This is a genomic window from Rhodococcus sp. 06-470-2, assembly GCF_002258235.1.
In the GTDB taxonomy this organism is placed as follows: Bacteria; Actinomycetota; Actinomycetes; order Mycobacteriales; family Mycobacteriaceae; genus Rhodococcoides.
The window spans coordinates 202,092-224,089 of record NZ_NOYB01000038.1 but is presented as its reverse complement, the minus strand read 5'-3'; the positions used below and the strand labels follow the sequence as shown (position 1 = coordinate 224,089).

General features: G+C 64.9%; 20 protein-coding genes. 11 read left to right on the top strand and 9 right to left on the bottom strand.

Annotated elements, in window-relative coordinates:
* The first annotated feature begins 275 nt into the window (after positions 1-275).
* Positions 276-1,136 carry an Rv1157c family protein gene (locus CH276_RS21915; RefSeq protein ID WP_052049291.1) on the top strand — a complete coding sequence of 287 codons (861 nt, stop codon included), beginning with the start codon at positions 276-278 and terminating at the stop codon, positions 1,134-1,136.
* A 136-nt stretch (positions 1,137-1,272) separates the two neighbouring features.
* Here CH276_RS21915 and CH276_RS21910 read toward each other — a convergent pair whose 3' ends face one another.
* Positions 1,273-2,022, bottom strand: a complete 750-nt coding sequence (locus CH276_RS21910; protein WP_032394061.1) for a DUF1906 domain-containing protein — start codon at positions 2,020-2,022, stop codon at positions 1,273-1,275.
* 226 nt (positions 2,023-2,248) lie between these two features.
* Here CH276_RS21910 and CH276_RS21905 point away from each other — a divergent pair, with 226 nt between their 5' ends.
* On the top strand, positions 2,249-2,827 hold the full coding sequence (locus tag CH276_RS21905) for a TerD family protein (RefSeq protein WP_094629695.1): 579 nt from the start codon (positions 2,249-2,251) through the stop codon (positions 2,825-2,827).
* A 132-nt stretch (positions 2,828-2,959) separates the two neighbouring features.
* A complete protein-coding gene (locus CH276_RS21900; RefSeq protein ID WP_032394060.1) occupies positions 2,960-3,781 on the top strand; it encodes a hypothetical protein in 822 nt (273 codons plus the stop codon).
* Between the two features lie 57 nt (positions 3,782-3,838).
* On the opposite strand, the gene CH276_RS21895 is transcribed toward CH276_RS21900, so the two are convergent.
* Positions 3,839-5,269, bottom strand: a complete 1,431-nt coding sequence (locus tag CH276_RS21895) for a sialidase family protein (RefSeq protein ID WP_141214766.1) — start codon at positions 5,267-5,269, stop codon at positions 3,839-3,841.
* Positions 5,270-5,384: 115 nt separating this feature from the next.
* Between CH276_RS21895 and CH276_RS21890 the strand changes: the two genes are divergently transcribed.
* Complete coding sequence (locus CH276_RS21890) at positions 5,385-6,752, top strand: WS/DGAT domain-containing protein (RefSeq protein WP_254924009.1); 1,368 nt, start codon at positions 5,385-5,387, stop codon at positions 6,750-6,752.
* A 75-nt stretch (positions 6,753-6,827) separates the two neighbouring features.
* Positions 6,828-7,709: a PE-PPE domain-containing protein gene (locus tag CH276_RS21885; protein WP_094629573.1), complete on the top strand. Its 882-nt coding sequence runs from the start codon at positions 6,828-6,830 to the stop codon at positions 7,707-7,709.
* Here CH276_RS21885 and CH276_RS21880 read toward each other — a convergent pair.
* The 4 genes from CH276_RS21880 to CH276_RS21865 form a co-directional block, all read right to left on the bottom strand.
* On the bottom strand, positions 7,675-8,148 hold the full coding sequence (locus CH276_RS21880) for an SRPBCC family protein (RefSeq protein WP_094629572.1): 474 nt from the start codon (positions 8,146-8,148) through the stop codon (positions 7,675-7,677). The two genes, CH276_RS21885 and CH276_RS21880, sit on opposite strands and share 35 nt — an antisense overlap.
* A 6-nt stretch (positions 8,149-8,154) precedes the next feature.
* Positions 8,155-8,514: a VOC family protein gene (locus CH276_RS21875; RefSeq protein WP_094629571.1), complete on the bottom strand. Its 360-nt coding sequence runs from the start codon at positions 8,512-8,514 to the stop codon at positions 8,155-8,157.
* 17 nt (positions 8,515-8,531) lie between these two features.
* Positions 8,532-9,488, bottom strand: coding sequence for an alpha/beta hydrolase (locus tag CH276_RS21870; protein ID WP_032394221.1), 957 nt, complete (start codon positions 9,486-9,488; stop codon positions 8,532-8,534).
* Positions 9,489-9,562: 74 nt separating this feature from the next.
* Entirely contained in the window at positions 9,563-11,476 is a 1,914-nt protein-coding gene (locus tag CH276_RS21865; RefSeq protein WP_094629570.1) for an alpha-amylase family protein, read from the bottom strand.
* 71 nt (positions 11,477-11,547) lie between these two features.
* Here CH276_RS21865 and CH276_RS21860 point away from each other — a divergent pair, with 71 nt between their 5' ends.
* Positions 11,548-12,537: an SDR family NAD(P)-dependent oxidoreductase gene (locus tag CH276_RS21860; protein WP_094629569.1), complete on the top strand. Its 990-nt coding sequence runs from the start codon at positions 11,548-11,550 to the stop codon at positions 12,535-12,537.
* On the opposite strand, the gene CH276_RS21855 is transcribed toward CH276_RS21860, so the two are convergent.
* Entirely contained in the window at positions 12,523-14,271 is a 1,749-nt protein-coding gene (locus CH276_RS21855) for a helix-turn-helix domain-containing protein (RefSeq protein WP_094629568.1), read from the bottom strand. The two genes, CH276_RS21860 and CH276_RS21855, sit on opposite strands and share 15 nt — an antisense overlap.
* 71 nt (positions 14,272-14,342) lie before the next feature.
* Here CH276_RS21855 and CH276_RS21850 point away from each other — a divergent pair, with 71 nt between their 5' ends.
* Complete coding sequence (locus CH276_RS21850) at positions 14,343-15,716, top strand: FAD-binding oxidoreductase (protein ID WP_094629567.1); 1,374 nt, start codon at positions 14,343-14,345, stop codon at positions 15,714-15,716.
* Positions 15,717-15,820: 104 nt separating this feature from the next.
* Here CH276_RS21850 and CH276_RS29070 read toward each other — a convergent pair whose 3' ends face one another.
* Both CH276_RS29070 and CH276_RS21840 read right to left on the bottom strand, forming a co-directional pair.
* Positions 15,821-16,459, bottom strand: coding sequence for a hypothetical protein (locus CH276_RS29070; RefSeq protein ID WP_254924007.1), 639 nt, complete (start codon positions 16,457-16,459; stop codon positions 15,821-15,823).
* Between the two features lie 84 nt (positions 16,460-16,543).
* A complete protein-coding gene (locus tag CH276_RS21840) occupies positions 16,544-17,887 on the bottom strand; it encodes an MFS transporter (RefSeq protein ID WP_094629566.1) in 1,344 nt (447 codons plus the stop codon).
* A gap of 171 nt (positions 17,888-18,058) precedes the next feature.
* Between CH276_RS21840 and CH276_RS21835 the strand changes: the two genes are divergently transcribed.
* The 4 genes from CH276_RS21835 to CH276_RS21820 all read left to right on the top strand — a co-directional run bounded on the left by CH276_RS21835 (position 18,059) and on the right by CH276_RS21820 (position 21,973).
* A complete protein-coding gene (locus CH276_RS21835; protein WP_094629565.1) occupies positions 18,059-18,826 on the top strand; it encodes a metallophosphoesterase family protein in 768 nt (255 codons plus the stop codon).
* Between the two features lie 4 nt (positions 18,827-18,830).
* Positions 18,831-20,003: a winged helix DNA-binding domain-containing protein gene (locus CH276_RS21830; RefSeq protein WP_094629564.1), complete on the top strand. Its 1,173-nt coding sequence runs from the start codon at positions 18,831-18,833 to the stop codon at positions 20,001-20,003.
* A 66-nt stretch (positions 20,004-20,069) separates the two neighbouring features.
* Positions 20,070-20,972 (top strand): glycosyltransferase, encoded by a 903-nt coding sequence (locus tag CH276_RS21825; protein WP_094629563.1) that lies wholly within the window; start codon positions 20,070-20,072, stop codon positions 20,970-20,972.
* A complete protein-coding gene (locus CH276_RS21820) occupies positions 20,969-21,973 on the top strand; it encodes a polysaccharide pyruvyl transferase family protein (RefSeq protein WP_094629562.1) in 1,005 nt (334 codons plus the stop codon). The genes CH276_RS21825 and CH276_RS21820 overlap by 4 nt, the downstream gene beginning before the upstream one ends.
* Positions 21,974-21,998 lie beyond the last annotated feature (25 nt).

Here is a 21,998-nt window from a genome sequence, read left to right as displayed (position 1 = left end):
GCGGTGTATCGGTCGTCGAGCTTATAGGGCTCCGCTCATGCGCCCCAACCGCCTGCGCACCGGAGTAACATTTGCATCACCTTTCACACTGATAACTTCAGTAACAGGTTATCGTGTGCGTCTGCGGAGAATTCGCAGCGTGTGACCAATAGACTGCCCTGGCAAAGATGCGACGGGGGAGGGCTCCACCGACAACAGCTGTACATCGGGGATTGCGCTACATAGAGTGACCCCTCGAGCACCGGCTGTCGCCGTGGGCCCGCGTCATGATCAGAATGGGGAATATCACCGTGCTTCGTACCCGCGGAACGCGTCGCGTAGTTACAGCCTTGGCCGTAGCCGCAGCCGCCGCACTCGTCGTGCCGACCAGCGCATCCGCACAGCCGTTGGTGCCGATGGCACCGGCAGATCTGCCCGCAGCGCCGGCCGATCCCGCTGCTCTGATCGCTCAGTTCCTCCCCGCCCCCGGTGAGCCGATGCCGAACCTGGCCGACGTCGAAGCACTCGCCTCGTTCGCACCGGCCATTCTCGGTGCCGCAGCCGGACCTGCCGACGTGGGAGCTGCTCCGGCGGCGGACCTGCTCGGTCAGGCCCGCACCCTGCTGGAAACCGCACAGCTCCCGGACCAGGTCAAGGCACTGCTCGAACGGGTCATCACCTTCCTGGACGGCTCCGGCGGCGGCGGACCCGAACTGCCGTCGGACGGACCCGTCATCGCCCAGTTCCTCTACCCGACGCTCGGCAAGGGATGCATTTCGGACACCGCCGATTCCGTCGGAACCGCCCTCGCCGTACCGGGACCGGCCACCCTGCCGCCTCCCGGACCCGGTGCAGGACAGGCCGGCTTCGTCTTCACCGCCCTCGGCACTGCGCCCGTCGCTGCGCAGCAGGCAGCTCCGCTGACGGTGACGTGGCTCAACATCGACAACCGTCGCTCGGGAACGCAGGACCTGACCGGCGCGGCCATGATCAACACCGACGGTCCGGCAACGCTGTCCGCGATCGCCGACACCGGCCCCGGGCGCGTCCTCTCGGTGATCTCCGGTTCGATCACCACGCAGTCGAAGGAAGATCCGGCCGCAGCTCCGCGCAGCTGCACCTTCCTGCCCACCATCGGTACGGTCTACGTTCCGTAGCTCGTATCTGCTCCACCGACAGTTTCGCCCCCGGCTTCATCGGAAGCCGGGGGCGAAATTGTCGATTCGGGCGAATTCCGAAAACAACGATGCGTTGCATTCGAGAATTGCCCGAATGAATTACATCGATGTTATTTCAGAGAATGTTCGCCTCGGATTTCGACCACTGCCCGTAGTCGGCTTTCAGAATGTTGTTGATGTCGACCTTGACGCCGCCCACGAAATCCTTGTCGATTCGAATCTGATGAATGTGAGCGTCGGGGTGAACGAAGCCCTTGGGTGTTCCCCAATTGTGCTGCCAATACCACTGGCCGAGTCCGGCGACCGAGGCCAATTCGATGGTCGGTGAGTTGGCGTAGATCCCCGTGTTCTCGGCTCCGATCACCGATTGCCAGCCCAGGATGTACGGCGCGATCAGAGTTGCGAACTCCACGGCGGTGGGGTTGTCGTCGATCGATGCGTAGATCGGGCGGTCCGTCGGACCACCGGCGGCGAGGTGGAGTTCGAGTCCCCGTTCTGCATGCTTGACACCCGCCGCATACCCGCCACGCCAATCGGACGTGGCCCCCTTGCCGAACTGATAGTTCGAGACCACTTCCAGCCCTGCGGACGTCAGCGAGTCGGCCTCGGACTTGCGCATCGGCTTGCCGATCATCCAGTTCGCATCCGGTCGCCGATCGGAGACGTACCGAACGGCCCCGAGGTGACCGGCCGCCTTGATGGCCGCTGCCGACGGCACCCCACCCGAGTAGTCGACGAGGGTGCCGAGCCCGGCGTCGGCGTGCGCGGTCGCCGTTCCCAACGCAACCAATCCGACGGCGGCCGCGGACCCCGCGGCGGCGTACTTGAACAACTCACGTCGCGAAACCTGCACAGAAATCTCCATCGTCGTTCGATCGCTGCGGCGCGCCTACCCGAGAAATCGCACAACCACTGCTATCTTTCACCGTTTGTCGTATCCCACCACAATCCCATCGGTACCGCCAGCCCCACTGCTCACACCCACCACGTTCCCCTCCGGCTTCACACGTGCACCTCGAGCACCGAGATCTCGAACATGAATATGGTGGAGTGGACGATGCACGGACGAACGCGCTGAGGAGTGGATGGACATGGGCGTAACGCTTGCCAAGGGTGGAAATGTCTCGCTGACCAAAGAAGCACCGAACCTGACCGCCGTCAGCGTGGGTCTCGGCTGGGATGTCCGTGCCACCACCGGCGGCGACTTCGACCTCGACGCCAGTGCTATCGGACTCGGCACGACGAAGAAGGCGCTGAGCGACAGCTACTTCGTCTTCTACAACAACCTCCGCTCCCCCGACGGTGCCATCGAGCACACCGGAGACAACCGGACCGGCGAAGGTGAGGGCGACGACGAGAGCATCGATGTCGACCTGGCGGCCCTGACCCCGGACGTCGACTCCATCGTCTTCCCGGTGTCCATTCACAACGCCGATGCCCTCGGCCAGAACTTCGGCCAGGTCGTCAACGCGTTCATCCGCGTGCTGGACAAGTCCGACGGGCGCGAACTCGCCCGCTTCGACCTCACCGAAGACGCCTCGACCGAGACGGCGATGGTGTTCGGCGAGCTGTACCGCCGCGGGGCCGAATGGAAGTTCCGTGCCATCGGCCAGGGCTACGCCTCGGGCCTCGAGGGGATCGTGCGCGACTTCGGCATCGACGTGGGCTAGCTGCCGGCGCACTGTGTCGCTCGGACCGTCTCGATTGAACAACGGATTCCGGCTGAGCTTGTGACGTCCAGATGATGTGTGGTGGTATCAGCGCACACGCAACATAAGCCTCATCAGTCACAGGAGTCACACATGTCTCGTCGCCTCAGCCGTTTGGCCGGCGCGCTCGCGCTCTCCTGCGCGGCATTGCTCGCTGTCCCCGCCACTGCTGCAGCGGATCCGGCACCGGCCGATCCGCTGGCGCAGGCGATCGCCGCACTGCAGGGACAGGGTGGTGCCTCACTCGACGCCGCGACCGCAATCGCAGACTCACGTACCCCGGTCGCCGAGGACGCGAGCGTCGATCCGTTCGCCGCACTGAACGCGGCCAACAAGGCCCTCACCGACTTCGGCATCACGCCGTTCTTCTACCCCACGGCAGCGATCAACTGCGCCGCTACGGCGGGCTCGCCCCTCGGCATCGTTCCGGGTGTCGCAGGCGGAGCGGCCGGACCGTGGCCTCAGCTGACCGCGCCGGCCATCCCCACCTTGCCGTTCCTGCCGTCCATCGAGATTCCCGAGCTCAATGCCGTCGACAAGGGCGAGACGATGTTCGCGTTCGTCCCGGCCGGAATCGTGAACGATTCCGCAGACAAGACCGGGATGCAGGTCGCCTGGTTCAACGTCAACACCCTGAAGGGCGGATTCGCCGACTTCGGCGGCTTGGCAACCACTCTCGCCGACTCGATCCTCGCCAACTCCGGCGTACCCGACGCCGCGAAGGACATCGTTCGGCCGTTCGTCATCGGCGCGATCGACTCGCTGCCTGCCGCCGGTGCCCGCGCCGTACCCGTCGAAACCGGATCGGGAACCGTTCTCGCCGCGGTGTTCGGCACCGTGAACCACAAGGCCCTCGACGGTTCGGACAAGAGCTGCTTCTTCTTCCCCACCGTCGGCATGATCAACGTCGCCTAGAGTTTCCGCTCGATCACGAAAGGCCCTGCAGCGCACTGCTGCAGGGCCTTTCGGCTGCTACGCGCTGACGATTCGGCCCAACCGGCCCAGGACGGCCTGCATCTCGGTGTGTTCCGATCGCGCCGCCCACGGCCGTTGCCTGTTCCTTCCCCGCATCTGCATCGCCGCCCCGGTCACGAGGTCACCGTTGGGGGCGAAATGCACACGAACGATCTCGTTGAGTGAGCGCCTCGAGCCGAAACCCGGTACGACACTGCAGAACCCGTAGGGAAAGAGCGGCGCGTCGGGTTCGTTGTACTTTCCACCGACGAACACCGGGCCGCTGGTACGAAAGTCGCGGCACTGCGCGATGAAGCCGTGGAACGCACGACCCCTCTCACGTCCGTAGTAGGCGATGCCCACTCGCCCGGACCCGGTGGCGGTGATCGCGCCGAAGCGAGCGTCGCGCACCCCTGGTGCCGACACCACCACCGGCCTCGACCACGTCACCGCACCGTCCGAGGACCAGGCCGCATGCAGCAACCCGTCGCGGTCCGGCCACACCGCGTACACGTTTCCGTCGTCGTCGACGGCCATCGACTCCGGCAGCAGATAACGCGATCCGAGCAGCAGAAAATGCACTGCATTGTGGTATTTCGCCAGCGCCGAACCGGGGACCATCCGAACGTCCCACGTCAGGCCCTCGTCGCGACTGACCGCCACCGCGAACCGTCGTCCGTAACGGCCGCCGATGTAGACCGTGCCGTCCGGGGCGACGACGCCCTTGCCGAACGCGACGTACTCCCGACTCGGCAACCCGGGGATGTTCTTCGAATCGATGTCGAAACCACCGGCCACCTCCCACTTCACCCCGCCGTCGAAGGACCGCCAGATGACCTGCCGGGTGACGTTGATCAGTGGCCGCACCCGTACTGCGAACGGCGTGGGCGCGGAGAGATACGTAACTCTCCCTGACCGTGAATTACTCGGTCCGGCAAATACTTTGGCGTCCATCCTCGCTTTCGATGCCACTTTCCGGGTGCGCCAGGTTTCGCCCCGGTCGTCACTGACTCCGAGGGTGAAGCCCGTTCGCAGCGGGTGGGGCGGCACCGCGTCGAAACGGCCGGCGTGCAGAAACAGCCGCTCGTCGACGTCGTCGAAGTACAGATAGGGTCGGTTCCGACTCTGCTGCACCCCCTCGGGAACCGATGCGCGCCACGACTTTCCGAAGTCGGACGAGCGCAGTACACCGACACCGTCGACGGTGAACGCGGGCGCGACGAAGACCGTGTTGTCCGCCGCCACCCCGAGGGTGCAGGCCGCAGAGCCGTACTCGGTGTAGGAGATGTCGGTGACGAAGTCGGCCGATGCGGCGGCATTGGTCGAGGAACGCAGTCCTGCCCGATAACCCGAAGCAACTCTGGGCGTCACGACACCCGCCATGGGGTGCCACGGCGTCGCGGCCACAGTGCTGGTCGATGCATTGGACCAGGCTAGCGCCGATGGCACCGGTAGACCTCCAGGCAACCGAAGAAGTCCTCGGCCCGTCCTGGTGACAGATCACAGAACGGGACCGATCAGTACGTAAAATCTCGGTTCGCAGTGTGCCGCATAGGCTCATCGTGTGCCCCGCGCTCGAGCCGACAACCGCCGCCCCCGATCGACGCGCCTGCATCCGGCCGATGCGCGCGCGTACTGGATGGCGTCGAAAATTCCGAGCGACCAGTTTCTGCTGTACTGCTTCGACAACGGATCCGAGGGCCTCGACGCCGAAATGCCACGACTGCACGAGCGCAGCGGGCGCATCGAGGTTCTGCGTCGACGCATCACCGACGTCGCATTCGGTCTCGACTATCCCCGCTGGACCGAGGCGGGCCCGCGCCCCGACACGATCTCCGTCCACCGAACGCCGCGCACCTGGCCGGAGTGCCTCGACGCGATTGCGGCATCGTTCGCCCGTCAGGTCGATCCCCGAGTGTCCGTGTGGCGCCTGCACCTGTATCCGAACATCGCCGACGCTCCCGGCGGCGCGGCCGTCGTTGCCGTGCTACAGCTTTCGCACGCGGCAGCCGACGGAACACTGGCCGCTCGCACTGCCCGCGACCTGTTCGGTACGCACCCACTTCCACCGGCCTCCGCGCGGGCGGAGCCTCCCGCGGTGTTCGAGCAGGCATCCACCATCGTTGCCGCTGCGACCGTCCCGCTTCGACTGGCACAGATGGTTCGCGGCGGCGTCCGTGCCCGACGCGACGCGCTGAGCCTCGGACGAGGCACCGACTCGGGTGAGATCCCTCCGCCCGCACACTCGCGCGCGCCGACCGCCCTGGACGTGCCGCCCGCCGGCCGGACGTCGGTGCGCACCATCGTGCTTCCGCAATCCGACCTGCAGTCCGCCGGCACCACCGTCACCACTTTCGTACTGACCGCAGTGTCGGTTGCACTGCAACGGCTTCTCGGCGATGGTCCGGACCTTGCCGCCGAGGTCACGCTGGCGAGGGACACACGAGCCGACGCACGAAACAATTTCGGCAACGTCGGTGTCGGACTGTTCACCGACGAGCCCGACATCCGCACTCGCAGTCGACTCGTATCGGCCGATCTGGCCGCGCGTCGTGCTCGCGCGAACCATCCATTGTCGGAGGCCGCCCGCGCGTCACAGGACGCCGTCGAAGCACACGTGCCTGCATTTCTGGCCGAATGGGGCGTCGCGCAGTTCGATCCGACCGCAGTTCCTCCGTCCGTCACCGGGAACACCGTCGTCTCCAGCGTCTCGCGCGGTGCCGCAGACCTCACGTTCGGCGGCGGCTCCGTCCGATTCACCGCCGGTTTCCCGGCCCTGTCCCCGGCCATGAGCCTGACCCACGGAGTGCACGGCATCGGCGATACCGTCACCGTCGGAATCACCTCCAACAGCGCGGCCGTACCCGACCCGGATCTCTACGAGGCACTCCTTCGCGACGCTCTCGCGGACGTACGCGCGGCTCTGGCCTGACCGGGACCGAACTGCCAGACAGTTCTCAGCATTTGTCGGGCGTCGGGCTCAGGTTCTCCCACCAGACTGACAGTCATGAGCCAGCAGAAGGTCACCGTACTCGCCGTCGGAGGTACCGGAGAATCACATCCGTCCGACCACCGAACGCGGGTGACGGGCCTGCTGGCCTGCGTCGTCGGTGAGCTCGACGACCGGTTCGTCGGCCGGTGGATCGGCTATCCGGCGTCGTACGGTCCGGTTGCATTCGGCGGACTGTGCTTTCGACACAGCGCAGACATCGGCGTCAGACGCCTGCGCCGCGCCATCGAGGGCACCAGCGGACCGATCGCCCTGATCGGGTACTCCCAGGGCGCGACCGTCGTACGCGAGGTGCTCGGTCTGGTGCACGCCGGAACGATCGACGGCAGCCGCATCGTTGCCGCTGGTCTTATATCGGATCCTCAGCAGCCGGTAGGTGCCGTCGACGGATGCACCGGACGTGGCGTCGCCGGTGCGGGTCCGGCTCTGCCCGAGTCGATTCCGGTCGAGTGGATCGGTCTGAAGTCCGACATGATCTGCAACGCCAGCGACGACAGCCTGATCCGTGACATCGCGGACCTCACCCGATGGATGTCGTTCCGGACCCCGAAAATCTGGCTACGCGAGCTGTGGAGTCTGTTGCGCAGCAACAGCTTCCAGAACGCGACCCGAACCCGCCTTCGACCCTCGCAGTGGGCGAAGGATGTTCGACGCCTCCGCACCGCGGCGGTCGAGGTGTCCGGTTATCTACCGCAGTCGTTGCGCTGGCACCGATTCGAATGGGCCAATCCCGGTGGCGGGCGACACATCGCGTACGCACGCGAGCCGTACGAGGGCGACTCGACAGGATGTCAGGTTCTCGCGCGCTGGTTGGGCGGGCAAGCGGATCGGCGCGAGGAGCTGCTCAGGACTTCTCTGCCACAGCGGCGAGCTGCCTGAGACCCTTCTCGAAGTCCGGACCGACCAGCTTGTCCATCGAGAACACTTTTCCGATCAGAGCGAACAGCTTGCTCTGCTTCCCTGACATTCGCCAGGTCACTCGGGTCCCGTCCGCGACGGGCTCGAGTAGGAACGCCGTGACGTTCCGATTCTTGAACGGCTTGGTGAACGCGAGGTCGAGCACGATGCGTTCTTCGGGAATCGACTCGGTGATGGTCATCGTCCCCGCGCCTGCCTTGCGGTTACCCGACCACGAGTACGAGGCACCGACTCCGGCGTCGGGACCGCTGTAGGTGCGCTTCAGGTCGGGATCGACTCCCTCGTAGGGCGACCATTTCACCCACTGACGAAAGTCGTCGATCAGTGCGTGCACGGTTGCGGCGTCGGCCCGAACCACGGCGGAGCGCTCGACCAGGACGGGTACGGCTTCACCGGTCATTGCGGATCAGTCCCTCTTGCACAGGCAGAAGATGTGCCCGGCCGGATCGCGGAACACCCAGAACGAGGGTTGCGCGTGGTCGATGAGTTCGGCCCCGGCGTCGACGACGAAATCCCTGGCCTGCTCCATGTCGTCCACCACCAGATCGAGGTGAATCTTGATGCCCTCGCGCGGCCAGTCGATGGGGACGAAGTCCGGTGCCTTCTGAAATGCCAACCGCAGATCACCCGGACCGTCGATCACCACCCAATCGCCGTCGTCACGAGACTGTTCCCAGCCGAGGATGGTGCTGTAGAAGCGGCCGAGCGCAGCCGGGTCCGGGCAGTCGAGCACCGTGTAGTCGACGGTGATCCTCGGTGGTGTCATGGCGAACAGACTAACGCTCAGCCGCCGACGGCAGGGGCGATCGTCTCGAACCACGCCTCGTGCAGATGCTGCTCCCAGTGGTTCCACCAGTGCACACCGGTACCGGTGATCTTGACGTTGGGTCGCCCGCCCGCGGCCTGCAACAACGGAACGAATGCCCGGCTGCTCATCCCTGCAGCCGTCTCGAGCGGCACCATCTGCGCGAACCTGACGGGGTCGAAGCTGCTGCTGGCCGGGTTGAAGACCGGGTCCGTGGCCGGCGAACCACTACCCGAGGAGACGAAGACTGCCGTGTTGCGCAGAGCACCGACGTTGAGGGACGGGTCGTTGCGGATCCACTCCGCGGACGGCCAGGTACCCCACATGTTGCGCGCGTTGCCACCCATCTCGCCGACGGCGACGGCGATCCCCTGGGCGAATCCGGGACTGCTGGCGGTCGGGTAGCCGCTGAACGACGCGACCGCCTTGTAGAAGTCGGGATGGTGCGCGGCCAGGTTCAGCGCCGAGGTTCCGCTCATCGACAGTCCGGCCACGGCGTTGTTCACGTTGTCACTACCGAACCGATCCGCCATGAACGGCGGCAGCTCCTGGGTGAGGAAGGTTTCCCACTTCACCCGCCCGAGCTTGGGATCGTCGCGCTGCCAGTCGGAGTAGAAGGTGCCGCCGCCGCCGAACGGGATGACCACATTGACGTGCTTGTCGGCGAAGAAGCTCTCGACGTCGGTCTCGATGAGCCAGCCGCTGTTGTCCTCGGGTGCGCGCAGCCCGTCGAGCAGATAGAGCGTCGGCGCGGGTCCCCCACCGGCGGCTTTGAGCACCTTGATCGGAATGTTCTTGTCCATCGACGGCGAATAGACGTAGACGAGCTCGGAATCGGCCTTCGCCACACCGGTCCCCATCAGCACCGTTGCCATCGTGGCCACCAACACGGCCACCACAGCGAGCACCAGACTTCGTATCCGAGCATGCAGCATCGACATTGTCCCCTTGTTCGTATCTACCGACCGTCCCGGGGCAGGGTAACAGGCCGGTCACGGCACCGCCTCCTCTAACGCAGCGGGTTGTCGACGATCCACCACGCCGCATAGGGCGGCAACCACACCGAGCCGGTGTCGTCGACCTGCAGATCGTGCTGCGAGAGAACCTCGACCGGGGCCGGAATTCCGAGTTCGATCAGCTGCGCGTGCGGAAACGAGCGGTGTTCGGCGGTGACGTTGTAGAGGGCGACGAGGGTGCCGCTCGGATGCCGCCTGCGCACCACGAGCAGACCGTCGTCCGACTCGCTCTGCACGTCCACCGGCGCTTCGGCGTGCAACATCGGCAGGCCGGCGCGCACCTTCGCGATGCGAGCGATTCCGTCGAACACCCGTTGTGCGTCACTCCCCCGCTCGAATCGGCCGGCTCGATCGGCATCGGTCACGCGCGGCCGATGCACCCATCGGTTGTCCTCGGCATGGGCCGGTTCGTCGGCCCAGTTCGGATCTCCCGGGGAGCCGAGCTCGTCGCCGCTCCATACGACGGGAATGCCACCCCATCCGGCAATGATGGCGTGTGCGAGAAAGATTCGACCGAACGCGCCGTCGGGATCCAGGCGGGACTCCCCCAGTCCGGTCAGCGCGGCTGCGGTGCCGCTGATCCGACGGTCACCGGTGTCCGGGTTGTACTGGAACACCAGACCTTCGGCCCAGGAGCCGTCGAATTCGCCCGAGTACCAGTCGGCCAGAAAGTGGCGATGCCCTGCGCCCGAGAGTCCCAGGGACGCCGCGTCGCCGTCGTCGACGGCCCAACCGATGTCGTCGTGGCAGCGAACGTAGGTCACCCAGGTGCCGCTGGGTGGCGTGGGCGGCAACGACGCCAGGGCGTGGCGCGCCAATGCCGTACTGCCCGTTGCCAACATCGACCACACCTGGACCATCAGCGAGTTGTGGTAGGCGATGTCCGAGACCCGTCCGGTGTGCCGGCCCTGACCCAGGTACGGCAGCAGATCGCGGGGCCCGACAATGGCCTCGGCCTTGAACAGCGTGGCCGGAGCCGCCAGTCGGGCGGTGGCGCGCAGGGCCTGAGTGACCGCATGCACCTCGGGCTGGTTCTGGCAGTTGGTGCCGAGTCGCTTCCACAGAAATGCGATCGCGTCGAGGCGCAGCACTTCGACCCCGAGATTGGCCAGGTGCAGCACGATGCTTGCGAACTCCTGCAGCACAGCGGGATTGGCCCAGTTCAGATCCCACTGCCATTCGTTGAACGTCGTCCACACCCACTCGCCGAGTGTGTCGTCGAAGGTGAAGCTGCCGGGCGCGAAGTCCGGGAACACCTCGGGGAGTGTGCGCTCGTACGAGTCCGGGGTGGTGCGATCGGGATATATCAGAAAGTAGTCTCGATACTTCGGATCGCCCGAGCGCGCCCTCTCGGCCCATTCGTGCTCGCGGGCAACGTGATTGAGCACCAGATCGACAACGAGACTGATGCCGCGTCCGCGCAGCGTTTCCGCGAGCGCCCGCAGGTCCTCGTTGGTGCCGAGGTCCTCGCGAACCGCGCGGTAGTCCATCACCGCGTATCCGCCGTCGTTGTCACCGGGCCGCGGCTGCAGCAGCGGCATCAGATGCAGGTAGGTGACACCCAGATCGGTCAGATGGTCGAGTCGCTCGCCCACCCCACGCAGCGTCTGTCCGTACCGATCGACATAACAGGCGTAGCCGAACATGTCCGGCTGCTGGAACCAATCCGGTTCGAGCAGCCGACGCTGATCGAGCCGGTGCAGATCCTCGGGGCGGGCCGCGTAGGCGCTCGCAGCGATCTCCACCAGGGTGGCCGCCACCGCGTCGGGATCGGGATAGACGGCCGAGACCGCGTCGTGCAGATCGGGGAACCACTGCTCGAGACGCAACTCGAAGGTCTCACGTCGGTGGGCGGGAAGCTCGGCGAGGATCTCTCGGGTGACGTCGGAGACGGCGGGGTGAACCATGGGCTCATTCTGGCATCGACCCCGGCGTGGGGACGCGCATACATCCGGTTACCGCGGGGTATCACAGCGCCATGTCATTGCTGACCCGCACATTGGACACGATCCTCGACAGAGCAGTCGTTCCCGGATACTCCCGCATCGGTGCCACGGTGCGTCGACGATTCTGGGCCGCGGATCCGACGCCGTTCCCCGCCCCCATCGACATGGTGGTGACCGGCGCGTCGTCCGGATTGGGCGCAGCCACCGCGAAGGAACTGGCCAGGTTGGGGGCACGGGTGCACCTGGTCGGCAGGTCGGCCGATCGGCTGGAGTCCGCGGCCGCGGCCATTCGAGCCGAGGTGCCCGACGCCTCCCTCGTGGTCCGCGAGTGTGACATCAGCGATCTCGATTCCGTGGCGGCCTTGAGCGCGGCTCTCGCATCCGAGCTCACGTCGGTGCACGCATTGGTGCACTGCGCCGGGGTCATGCCGGACGAGCGGCAACTCTCGGCGCAGGGGCACGAATCCGCCTTCGCCACCCACGTTCTCGGGCCGGTCGCATTGACCGTGGGACTGCGAGAGCTGTTCGACGCCGGATCGCGGGTCGTGTTCGTCTCGAGCGGCGGCATGTATGCGGTGCCGCTGCAGAACTCGGACTTCGAGTACGAGAACGGCAAGTACTCCGGCATGACCGCCTACGCTCGCACGAAGCGCATGCAGGTGGTGGTGGCCGAGCAACTGGCCGAACGCTTTTCGCTCGAAGACGATCCGGTGGTGCACAGCATGCACCCGGGCTGGGCGGCCACTCCCGGCGTCACCGGATCGATGCCGATGTTCGGTTCGGTGATGAAGCCGATTCTGCGCAACGCACACGACGGGGCCGACACGATCGTGTGGCTCGTCGGGTCCGATCAGGCCTTGACCAGTACCGGCACGTTCTGGCACGACCGGGCCCCGCGTCCGACTCATTACCCTTCCTGGCGCGGAGATTCACCTCGCGTGCGAGATGCACTGTGGGCGAGCGTGGTCGAGGCGACGGGGATCGAGACCGAACCCGCGGCCGGTGGCTCACAGACCGAGTAGATCGGCCGATCTGCGCAGGCGCATCAACACCTGAAGGTCGAGCGCATCGTCGGGGTCACGCCACTGCGTACCGATCAGCCGGTCGATGGCGTCGAGCCGTTGGTAGAGCGTGTTGACGTGCACTCCCAAGCTCGACGCGGTGGCCGAATGGTGGCGACCGTGAGCCAGATACGTCGACAGGGTCTCCATCAACGGAACCCCGCGCTTGTCCTGCTCGGCGAGCAACGGCCCGAGCTTGTCCTCGGTGAGTTCGTCCAAGTGCTCACGGGCCATGTGGCTCAGCAGGATTCGATAGATTCCCAGGCCGCGCGCCGAGGACACTTCTCCGTCTCTGCCGAGAGTCGTCAGCACGTCAGCAGTCTGTTGCGCTTCTCGGAACGCCGTCGCCAGCGCGCCGGCTCCTCGCGCGGGTTCGGAGATTCCCACGGTGGCCCGGGTGACGATCATACGACGAACGGCAGCGGACTCGCGAGCGGGAACGACCAACAGGATTCTCGAACCCTGCTCCGCTACAACCGATCCCGGGGGCAGTGCGAGAGCTTCCAACTCGGCTCTCGACGCGTTACCCTGCGCGACCGCCACACAATACGTCACGTCCGGAGTCAGTCCGGCACGGTGGAACTGCCTGCGTTCGTCCTCGGGCGTCGACGTCGGATGGAGGAGTAGATCGAGCAGGAATGCGTCCTGCGCCCGGCGGGCGGATTCCGCGGCCGCGCGCTCCTCGGCCAGCGACAGCGCGATGGCCGGCACAGCTCGATCGAGAAGTAGGCGGGTCTGGTCGTCGTCCGATCCGACGGAGATCAACACCCCCAAGAAGCGACCGGCAGCCACCACCCGGCGCGCAGTGATCTCGTCGCCGACGGCAGTATCGGCACCCGCCCTGCACCGTTCGACCAAGGCTTCGACCTGGACCGCTCTGTCCTCCAGGGCAACCGGTACGGACGCGCCATCGCCCACGAAATACGCCGGACGTTCGGTGGCCGACGCCACCTCCCGAACCAGACTCCGCACACCGCCTCCTCGGAGTACGACCTGTGTCAACGTGCGGTCCCATTGCAGAGTCTGCTCCAATTCCGTGGTGCGGAGCGATAATTCGGCGTTGAGGGTTTCGAGCGTGTCGATCGCTCGCACGTTCTCGATGGCGATGGCCGCGTGCGCGGCCAGTGCGGACAGCAGAGCGATCTCACTGTCTGCGAAATCCCGCTCCTGCCGCTTGCACGCGAACAGTGCGCCGATCACGCGGTCGCCGACCCGAAGCGGTACGCCCAGCAGACCGCGCATGTTCTCCGACCGCGCAGCACTGTCGGCTCCCGTGATGTGCCGAAATGCAGGTTCGCTCTGATAGTCGGGTGTCCACGACGGCGAGGCACCGCGCACGATCAGCCCGACGAGCCCCTCGTCCAGCGTGAGCCTGATGCCCACCAGTTGCGGGGTAAGGGCACCACTGGTGACCTCGATGACGAACTCGTCGCCGTACACCGAACCCATGTAGGCCAGGTCCACGCCGAGCAGCCTGCGCGCCTGGTCCACCACTTCCTGCAGCAGAATCCGATTGTCACGCACAGTCGTCAGGCGCACCGCGATGTCGTTGAGCGCCGAGAGTTCGGTGCTGCGTTGTTTGCGTTGATCGAGCAAAGTTCGCAGCCGGAGTGCCGCATGCGCCTCGGCACCGGGAAGATCCCGTCGATGGGCTTCCAATTCATCGACGGACGCGTCGTCGAGCAGCATTTCCATCCATGACTTCGCGGGCGACATGGAGAAAACCTACATTGGCCGAGACCCGCGTCACAGCTAAAGTCGAACACATGTCGCTCGTGGAACAGTTGTCCGAGGTCCTGCCCGCGGATCGGATCGTGGTTGACCCGGACGTCGTCGCCTCCTACCAGCACGACGAGGCCGAATGGGCACCGTATTCGACGCCGGTCGCCGTCGTGCGACCCCGCAGCGCCGAAGAAGTCCAAGCCGTCGTTCGTGCATGCCTGGCCCATGGCGCACCCGTCGTCACCCGTGGGGCGGGCACCGGACTGTCCGGCGGCGCGAACGCCACCGAGGGATGCGTCGTTCTCGCGCTCGACGGCATGGACACGATCAAGGAGATCGACCCACTCGAGCGCTACGCCGTCGTCGAGCCGGGAGTCGTCAACGATCACCTGCGCGCAATCGTTGCCGAGCAGGGTCTGTGGTATCCCCCGGATCCGGCCAGTGCGCCGTGGTCGACCATCGGCGGCAACGTCGCCACCAATGCCGGCGGATTGTGCTGCGTCAAGTACGGCGTCACGCGCGACTACGTGATGGGCATGCAGGTCGTCACCGGAACCGGAGAACTGGTTCGACTCGGCCGCAAGACCGCCAAAGGCGTTGCCGGTTACGACCTTGCAGGCTTGATGGTCGGATCGGAGGGCACCCTCGGCATCATCACCGAGGTGACCCTGAAACTACGCCCGCTGCAGGATCCGCAGCGGACCGTCGCCGGCTACTTCGATTCGATCGTCGACGCCGGGCGTGCCGTCGCCGCGGTGGCCGCCGCCGGCTTGACGCCGTCCGCACTGGAATTGATCGACAGGCAGTGCCTCATCGCCGTCGACGCGTGGAAGAACATGGGCCTGTCGGTCGAGGCGAATGTGGTGTTGCTCGGACGTATCGACGATCCGGGTCTCATCGGAGACCAGGAAGCCGAGAAGATGCTCTCGTGCTTCGACGAGGCCGGAGCGACCTGGTCTGCGGTCTCGACCGATCAGGAAGAGGCCGACGCGCTGTTTGCGGCCCGACGATTGGCGTATCCCGCGATGGAACGTCTGGGTCCGGTGTTGACCGAGGACGTGTGTGTGCCGAAGAAGCATGTACCCGAGATGCTTTCGCGCATCGAGCAGATCGGCCTTCGCTACGAGACGACCATCGCCAACATCGCACACGCCGGTGACGGAAACCTCCACCCGCTGCTCATCACTCCGCACGACGACCTTCCGGCTCGCGAACGCGCTCAGGCCGCCTTCGCCGAGATCATCGACGCTGCACTGGAACTCGGCGGCACCGTGACCGGCGAACACGGAGTCGGACTGCTCAAGATGGACGGCCTGGTGCAGGAACTCGATCCGGTGGTGTTGGAAATGCACCGAGCTGTGAAGAAGGCACTGGATCCGCGCGGAATCCTGAACCCGGGCAAAGTGTTCACACCCTGATCCACTGCATCCCACGATCCGCGTCGACGGCCAGCGAGCGGCGGCTCGATAACCGTCGGAGGCCGCCGGGAGGTCAGAGCACCGTGGATTTCGATTCGAATGCGTCAGCCATCGAATCGCTGGATCCGCCAGGGCGGAGTCTCGCGACGCGGTCGGACCCTGATCGCGCGAAACCGATAACCGTCCTGATCGACAGCAGGCTCCCACTCGAAGTCGACCTGCTCGCCTACTGCGAGCTCGGAGACACCTCCACCGATGTCGAACCCTGTTCCCGATCGAGAGTCGATGACCTCATCGGGATGCAGCGCGCTGAAGAATGACCAGCATCCACCCGGAGTGTCCTCGGAATCGATGACGCCCCAACTCTCTTCGCCGTTCCACATGGACACCACTCCGACTGACCACGTTCCGAGCCGAATCGGTTCGTCCCGATCCAGATCTGTCACTTCGGTGACGGTGCCGTCAGGGGCAATATCCCAAGCACCGAATGTCGGACGACTCGACTGTGGAACCGGTTCGGTGCCCAGCGGCCAGGCGCGAACTGTGAAGAAGCTGTACCCGTACCGAGGTTCTTCCTGTGGCTGCCACTCGAACTCCACCTCTTCGCCTGGAGTCAGCACCGGCAATCCGTGAACAGCAACGGCACCAGACGGCGTCCAGCTTCCGCCCGGAGTGTCCTCGGAATCGATGACGCCCTCCATGCCGAGAATCTCCCAGCTCCGGACCCGCCCGCGACTCGTCATTCGTCGAGTATGTCCGCTGTACGGTGCGGGGACTGGATCCGGCTGTGTAGAAGATGCTCGGCTCCGTAACTACGCAGCCGTTCGTCAGTGCGCCACCGGCACATCCGTATTGTTCTCGGAGCGGACTCCCATTCGGCTGCGCAGAGCGATCACCAACACCACCGCCATGAGCATGACACCGCCGACCACCCACAGGCCCGCCTTGGCGTTGCCAGTGGCGTCGAGCAGCCACCCCGTCACGTATGGGGCACCGAAGCCCGAGGTGTTGCCGACCGAGTTGATGATCGCGATTCCAGCCGCTGCGCCGGCTCCGGTGAGGAAGGTGCTGGGCAGGTACCAGAAAACAGGTAGAGCGCAGAACACGCCGACGGCGTTGACGGTCACCGCAATCATGGTGGTGAACGGTGAATCCATGTACAGCGCAAACGGAATGGAGATCGCACCGATCAGAGTCGGTATCGCTACATGCCACGTTCGCTCGCCGGTCAGGTCCGAATGCCGACTCCACAGCACCATCGCCACCGCGCCCACTGCGAACGGCACCGCCACGATGAGTCCCGTGGTCACGAGCGAGAAGTCGGTATCGAACGTCTGCTTGAATCCCGCGACGATGCTGGGCAGAAAGAAACTCAGGGAGTAGAGGCCGTAGGTGATGCCGAAGTAGATCAGGCCGAGCATCCATACTCGTACATCACCGAGCGCACGCTTGACCGAGCCGCTGACGTGCCCGCCTTTCACTGCGTCCTCGGACTCCAATTCCGTAGTGAGCCATTCCTTCTCGGCGACTGTGAGCCACTTCGCCTGAGACGGTCGATCCGTGAGATAGAACCAGGTGATCACGCCGAGCAGAATCGCCGGAATGCCTTCGAGGAGGAACATAACCCGCCAACCCGACAGTCCGAACAGACCGTCCAGGTACTGAATGATCGCACTCGACAGGGGCGCACCGAGCGCCGATGACACAGGCAGTGCCAGCAAGAACAGGCCCATCAACCGCACGCGGTAGGCGCGCGGAAACCACATCGTCATGTACAGCAGTACGCCGGGAAAGAAGCCGGCCTCGGCGATGCCGAGAAGGATGCGTAGACCGTACAGCCACCCTGCCGTCGGCACGAAAGCCATGGCGGCGGCCACGATTCCCCACGACACCATGATGCGGGCGATCCACCGTCGGGCACCGAATTTGTGCAGCGCCAGATTACTGGGCACCTCGAACAGCAGATACCCGATGAAGAACAGTCCCGACGCCAGGCCGAACATCGTCTCGGTGAGGCCCAATTCGTCGCTCATGGTCAGCTTGGCGAGGCCGATGTTGGTGCGATCGAGATAGTTGACGAAGTAAGCCAATCCGAGGAACGGGATGATACGTCGAGCGACCTTCTTGACCACCCTCGATTCGATCTCGGGCTTCGACGTGACTGCAGGCATGGGCTCGGCCTTCCCTAGATCGAAAGTGACCTGGACCACGTTATGGGCGACTCGAGCGTAGGTCTATGGAGAAACCACCCATCGACGGCGGGTGTGTGAGGGTGAAGTCTCCAGCACTCGCCTCCGGGCTGCCGTGTTGCAGTCGACTGCCCACGCTGCGATCCTGTGGTTGTGCGGGTAGCTCTCATTGCCGATATTCACGGCAACATCGCGGCGCTCGACGCCGTCGTCGACGACATCGAACGCCATCGCGTCGACTCGGTGATCAATCTCGGCGATCTGTTGTCCGGCGGCCTGCATCCGCGTCGAACTGCGGACCGGCTGATGGCACTCGGTTTTCCCACTGTCGCGGGAAATCACGACCGCTATCTGCTCGAGCAGGACCGGGAGTCCATGGGCAGTTGGGATCGGCACGCCCATGATCGACTCGACGACGAGCATCGACAGTGGCTGGCCTCGCTGCCGTTCTCATTGGAGTTCGATGGCGGAATCCTCGCAGTGCACGGAACACCCACCGATGATGAGCAATATTTCCTGCACTCGGTGGACGACAACGGCTCTCGCGAGGCAACCGAGGCCGAGATACTGGACAGGGCAGCAGGTTTTACGAACCACTCCGTCATCGCCTGCGGCCACACCCACCTGCAGCGACAATGGACTCTCCCCAGCGGCACACTCGTGGTCAATCCAGGGAGCGTCGGCGTGCCCGCCTACGACGACGATCAGCCCTACCCGCACGTCATGGAATCCGGCTCTCCGCATGCGCGCTACGCGGTACTCGACGACCACGACCGTGGCAGCTGGACAGTCTCGTTCGAGCTGGTCGAGTACGACCACGTCGGTGCCGCCGCCGATGCCCGCGCACACGGGATGAGCGACATCGCCGACGCACTTCTCACCGGATTCGTCGGCCCTGCGCCGCAAATGCCGTCACACTGATCGCGTGAAGATCACCGACGCTCAGCGCCGACACCGGCTCGTCGCGCAGCACTTCGCCCGTGCATCGACCACCGAAGCTGTGGTGTCGTCACTCCTCGCGTTGCATGCCACCGATCCGGCGACGGTGTATCTGTCGGTGCTCGCCCGCGCTCGAACACTGGAACTCTCGGATGTTCGTGATGCGATGTACGAGCGCCGGAGCCTGGTGCGGTTGATGGCGATGCGGCGCACGATGTTCGTCGTCGCTCACGACGACGTTCCGATGATTCACGCTGCGGCGAGCCTGGGAGTTGCGCGCACCATGCGGGCACGCCTGATCAAGCAGGTCTCCACGTTGCCCACCGAACCGGTAATCGCCGATGTCGAATCATGGCTCGCCGCAACCGAAGCCGAGACCGAGTCGACGTTGCGATCGATGGGGACCGCGACCGGGGCCGAGCTGTCTGCCGTCGTGCCCGGCCTCAAGACCGCGCTGCTGCCGACCACCGACAAGGTGTACGACGTCAAGCGGTACGTCACCTCGGAGGTACTGGTGATGATGGCCGCCGAGGGAAGGCTGGTGCGCGTCGAACCGCGGGGCGCGTGGACATCGCGACGCCACGCGTGGGCACCGATCGATCACTGGTGGCCGGACGGGATTCCCGATCTCGACGAGACCGAGGCACGTGCCGATCTTGCCCGACGTTGGCTCGAGGTGTTCGGCCCTGCGACCCTCGACGATCTGCAGTGGTGGACGGGCTGGAACAAGACACAGACTCGTCAGGCGGTGTCCGGACTGAACACCGTTACGGTCGAACTGACCGAGGGCGACGGAATCATGTTGTCCAGCACTGTTTTCGATAAGCCTTCCGGCACGAGCGTCATGCTGCTACCTGCGCTCGATCCCACGCCGATGGGGTGGAAGCACCGAGCCTGGTATCTGGGTGAGCACAAGGCCCCGCTGTTCGACACCTTCGGCAACATCGGCCCGACCATCTGGTCCGGTGGTCGTATCGTCGGCGGTTGGGCGGTCACCGGTTCCGGAGCAGTGGTGACGGAATTCCTGGAGGACGTCGGGGCTCCGGTGTCGAAAGCCGTTGCAGCCGAGGCAGAAAGAATAACCACCCTGCTCGACGGCACCCCGGTGGTCCCGTCCTTCCCGACGCCGCTGGAGAAGAAGTTGCGGGGAAAGAAGTAGCCGATATCTGCCTGGGCAGCGGGGCACGCGGCCGAACGGTGCCCGAATTCGCGATAGGGTCGGACCGTGCCGATCAGTCTCGTTTCCATCGTCCTCCCCGTGTACAACGGGTTGCCCGATCTGGATGAGCAGCTCGAGGCCGTCGCCGCACAGGACTACACGGGCGACGTCGAGCTGATAGTCAGCGACAACGGCTCGACCGACGGCCTGCGCGCACACCTCGAGAATCTCTCTCTGCCTATGACGATCCGCATGGTCGACGCCTCCGCCAAGCGTGGAGTCTCGTACGCCAGGAACGTCGGCGTGAAAGCTGCGCGCGGTGACATAGTTGCCTTCGTCGACCACGACGACGTCGCTCATAAGACCTGGCTGACTGCTCTGGTACATGCACTCGACAGTTTCGACGCGGTGGGCGGCGCTCTCGAAGTCGAATCCCTCAATTCCCCGGAGGTGGCGTCGTGGCGAACCGTCCCGCCGCCCGGCGCTCTGTTCCGCTCCGCCTACCTGCCGTACGCACCGGGGAGCAATTTCGCCATGTGGCGGAGGGTGTTCGAGAAGGTCGGAGACTTCGACGAAGACTTCGTCGGCGGTGCCGAGGACGTCGACTACTCGTGGAGAATTCAGCAGGCGGGATCGACACTCGGACATGCCGCGGATGCAGTGGTCGCCTACCGCGTCAGAACGACTGTCCGTCGATCGTTCGAGCAAGGTCGGGCGTACGGCCGGACGTCGTATCAACTGTCGACGAAGCACCGCGCATCGGGCTGCCCACACCCCTCGTCCGTGGTCAGGATTCCCGTACACGCGGTGTCGATACTTTATCTTGCGACAGTTCGTAATCCGTGGCTGCCGAATGTACTGAGACCGATGCCGAGTGGTTTGTGGGCTCACTACATCGGGATTCACTACGGCGCTCTGCGAACACGAGTGACCTCGCTCGGCCGACGGCAGAGACCGAGCGTCCGATGACGTACGAGACCGTCGATGCGCTACGCGAGGAGACTCTCGGCGTCCTGCGGCCTCACGCGGAACCGGGAGATCGTGTGGCGCACCTGGACTTTCCGAATCACTACAATGCCGGTGACTCGCTCATCCACGCCGGTGAGGTCGAGTACCTGAAGCGGTTGAACGTGCACGTCGACTACGTGTCCGATCCGTTCACCCACAACGATGCTCTACTCGAAGAACGAATCGGCGACGGGGCCCTGTTCTTGCAAGGCGGGGGAAATTTCGGCGACCGGTGGCCGATCGACCAGAGGTTTCGTGAAGCAATCGTTGCGCGGTTTCCTCGCAACAAAATAGTGTGCCTCCCCCAGAGCATCGACTTTGCCGATGCCGAAGCCCTTACGAGGACCGCAGCCCTGTACGCGCAGCACCCGGATCTCACCCTCATGCTCCGTGAACAACGTTCGTACCAATTGGCGCTCGAGCATTTCCCGAGCAATCGCGTCGAGTACTGTCCGGACATGGCTTTCGGTGCCGAGATCGCGCGCAGCGCCGAAGGCTCTGCAGTGGAGGTCGTGAAGCTCCTGCGCGCCGATTCGGAAAGCCTCGGTCATGCATCGGTGAACATCGACGCTTCATCCGTCCAATACGATTGGGGCCTGCACGGAACGGATCTGGCGATCTCGACGGCGGTGATGCTGCCGACTCTGATTGCGCAACGTTTCCCCAGAACGAATCGTCTGCTCTACCCCGCCCTTCTCCGCTCGTACGAGCAAACGGCGAAGCTCAACCTTCGTGTGGCCCAACGCATTCTGAACCTCGCACCCGTCGTCCTCACCGATCGACTGCACGCCGCGGTACTGGCGGCGATGATGGGCAAGCGTGTCGTGGCGATGGACAACGCGAACAGGAAGGTATCCGGTATCTACGACGCCTACCTGCACCGCTTCGACAACGTCCACTTCGCGTCGACCACCGACGAGGCCGCCGAGTTGGTACGGCAGGCCGTGTCCGACTGTCGGTGAGAAACGCTGATCGACCCCGCGCGGA

Bases quoted from the DNA above. Each gene is read 5' to 3' on its own strand.
- CH276_RS21875 (WP_094629571.1), bottom strand. From the start codon at position 8,514: ATGACACCACCGAGGATCACCGTCGACTACACGGTGCTCGACTGCCCG.
- CH276_RS21855 (WP_094629568.1), bottom strand. From the start codon at position 14,271: ATGGAAATGCTGCTCGACGACGCGTCCGTCGATGAATTGGAAGCCCAT.
- CH276_RS21910 (WP_032394061.1), bottom strand. From the start codon at position 2,022: ATGGAGATTTCTGTGCAGGTTTCGCGACGTGAGTTGTTCAAGTACGCC.
- CH276_RS21840 (WP_094629566.1), bottom strand. From the start codon at position 17,887: ATGCCTGCAGTCACGTCGAAGCCCGAGATCGAATCGAGGGTGGTCAAG.
- CH276_RS21900 (WP_032394060.1), top strand. From the start codon at position 2,960: ATGTCTCGTCGCCTCAGCCGTTTGGCCGGCGCGCTCGCGCTCTCCTGC.
- CH276_RS21850 (WP_094629567.1), top strand. From the start codon at position 14,343: ATGTCGCTCGTGGAACAGTTGTCCGAGGTCCTGCCCGCGGATCGGATC.
- CH276_RS21915 (WP_052049291.1), top strand. From the start codon at position 276: ATGGGGAATATCACCGTGCTTCGTACCCGCGGAACGCGTCGCGTAGTT.
- CH276_RS29070 (WP_254924007.1), bottom strand. From the start codon at position 16,459: ATGACGAGTCGCGGGCGGGTCCGGAGCTGGGAGATTCTCGGCATGGAG.
- CH276_RS21820 (WP_094629562.1), top strand. From the start codon at position 20,969: ATGACGTACGAGACCGTCGATGCGCTACGCGAGGAGACTCTCGGCGTC.
- CH276_RS21880 (WP_094629572.1), bottom strand. From the start codon at position 8,148: ATGACCGGTGAAGCCGTACCCGTCCTGGTCGAGCGCTCCGCCGTGGTT.
- CH276_RS21885 (WP_094629573.1), top strand. From the start codon at position 6,828: ATGAGCCAGCAGAAGGTCACCGTACTCGCCGTCGGAGGTACCGGAGAA.
- CH276_RS21870 (WP_032394221.1), bottom strand. From the start codon at position 9,488: ATGCTGCATGCTCGGATACGAAGTCTGGTGCTCGCTGTGGTGGCCGTG.
- CH276_RS21905 (WP_094629695.1), top strand. From the start codon at position 2,249: ATGGGCGTAACGCTTGCCAAGGGTGGAAATGTCTCGCTGACCAAAGAA.
- CH276_RS21860 (WP_094629569.1), top strand. From the start codon at position 11,548: ATGTCATTGCTGACCCGCACATTGGACACGATCCTCGACAGAGCAGTC.
- CH276_RS21865 (WP_094629570.1), bottom strand. From the start codon at position 11,476: ATGGTTCACCCCGCCGTCTCCGACGTCACCCGAGAGATCCTCGCCGAG.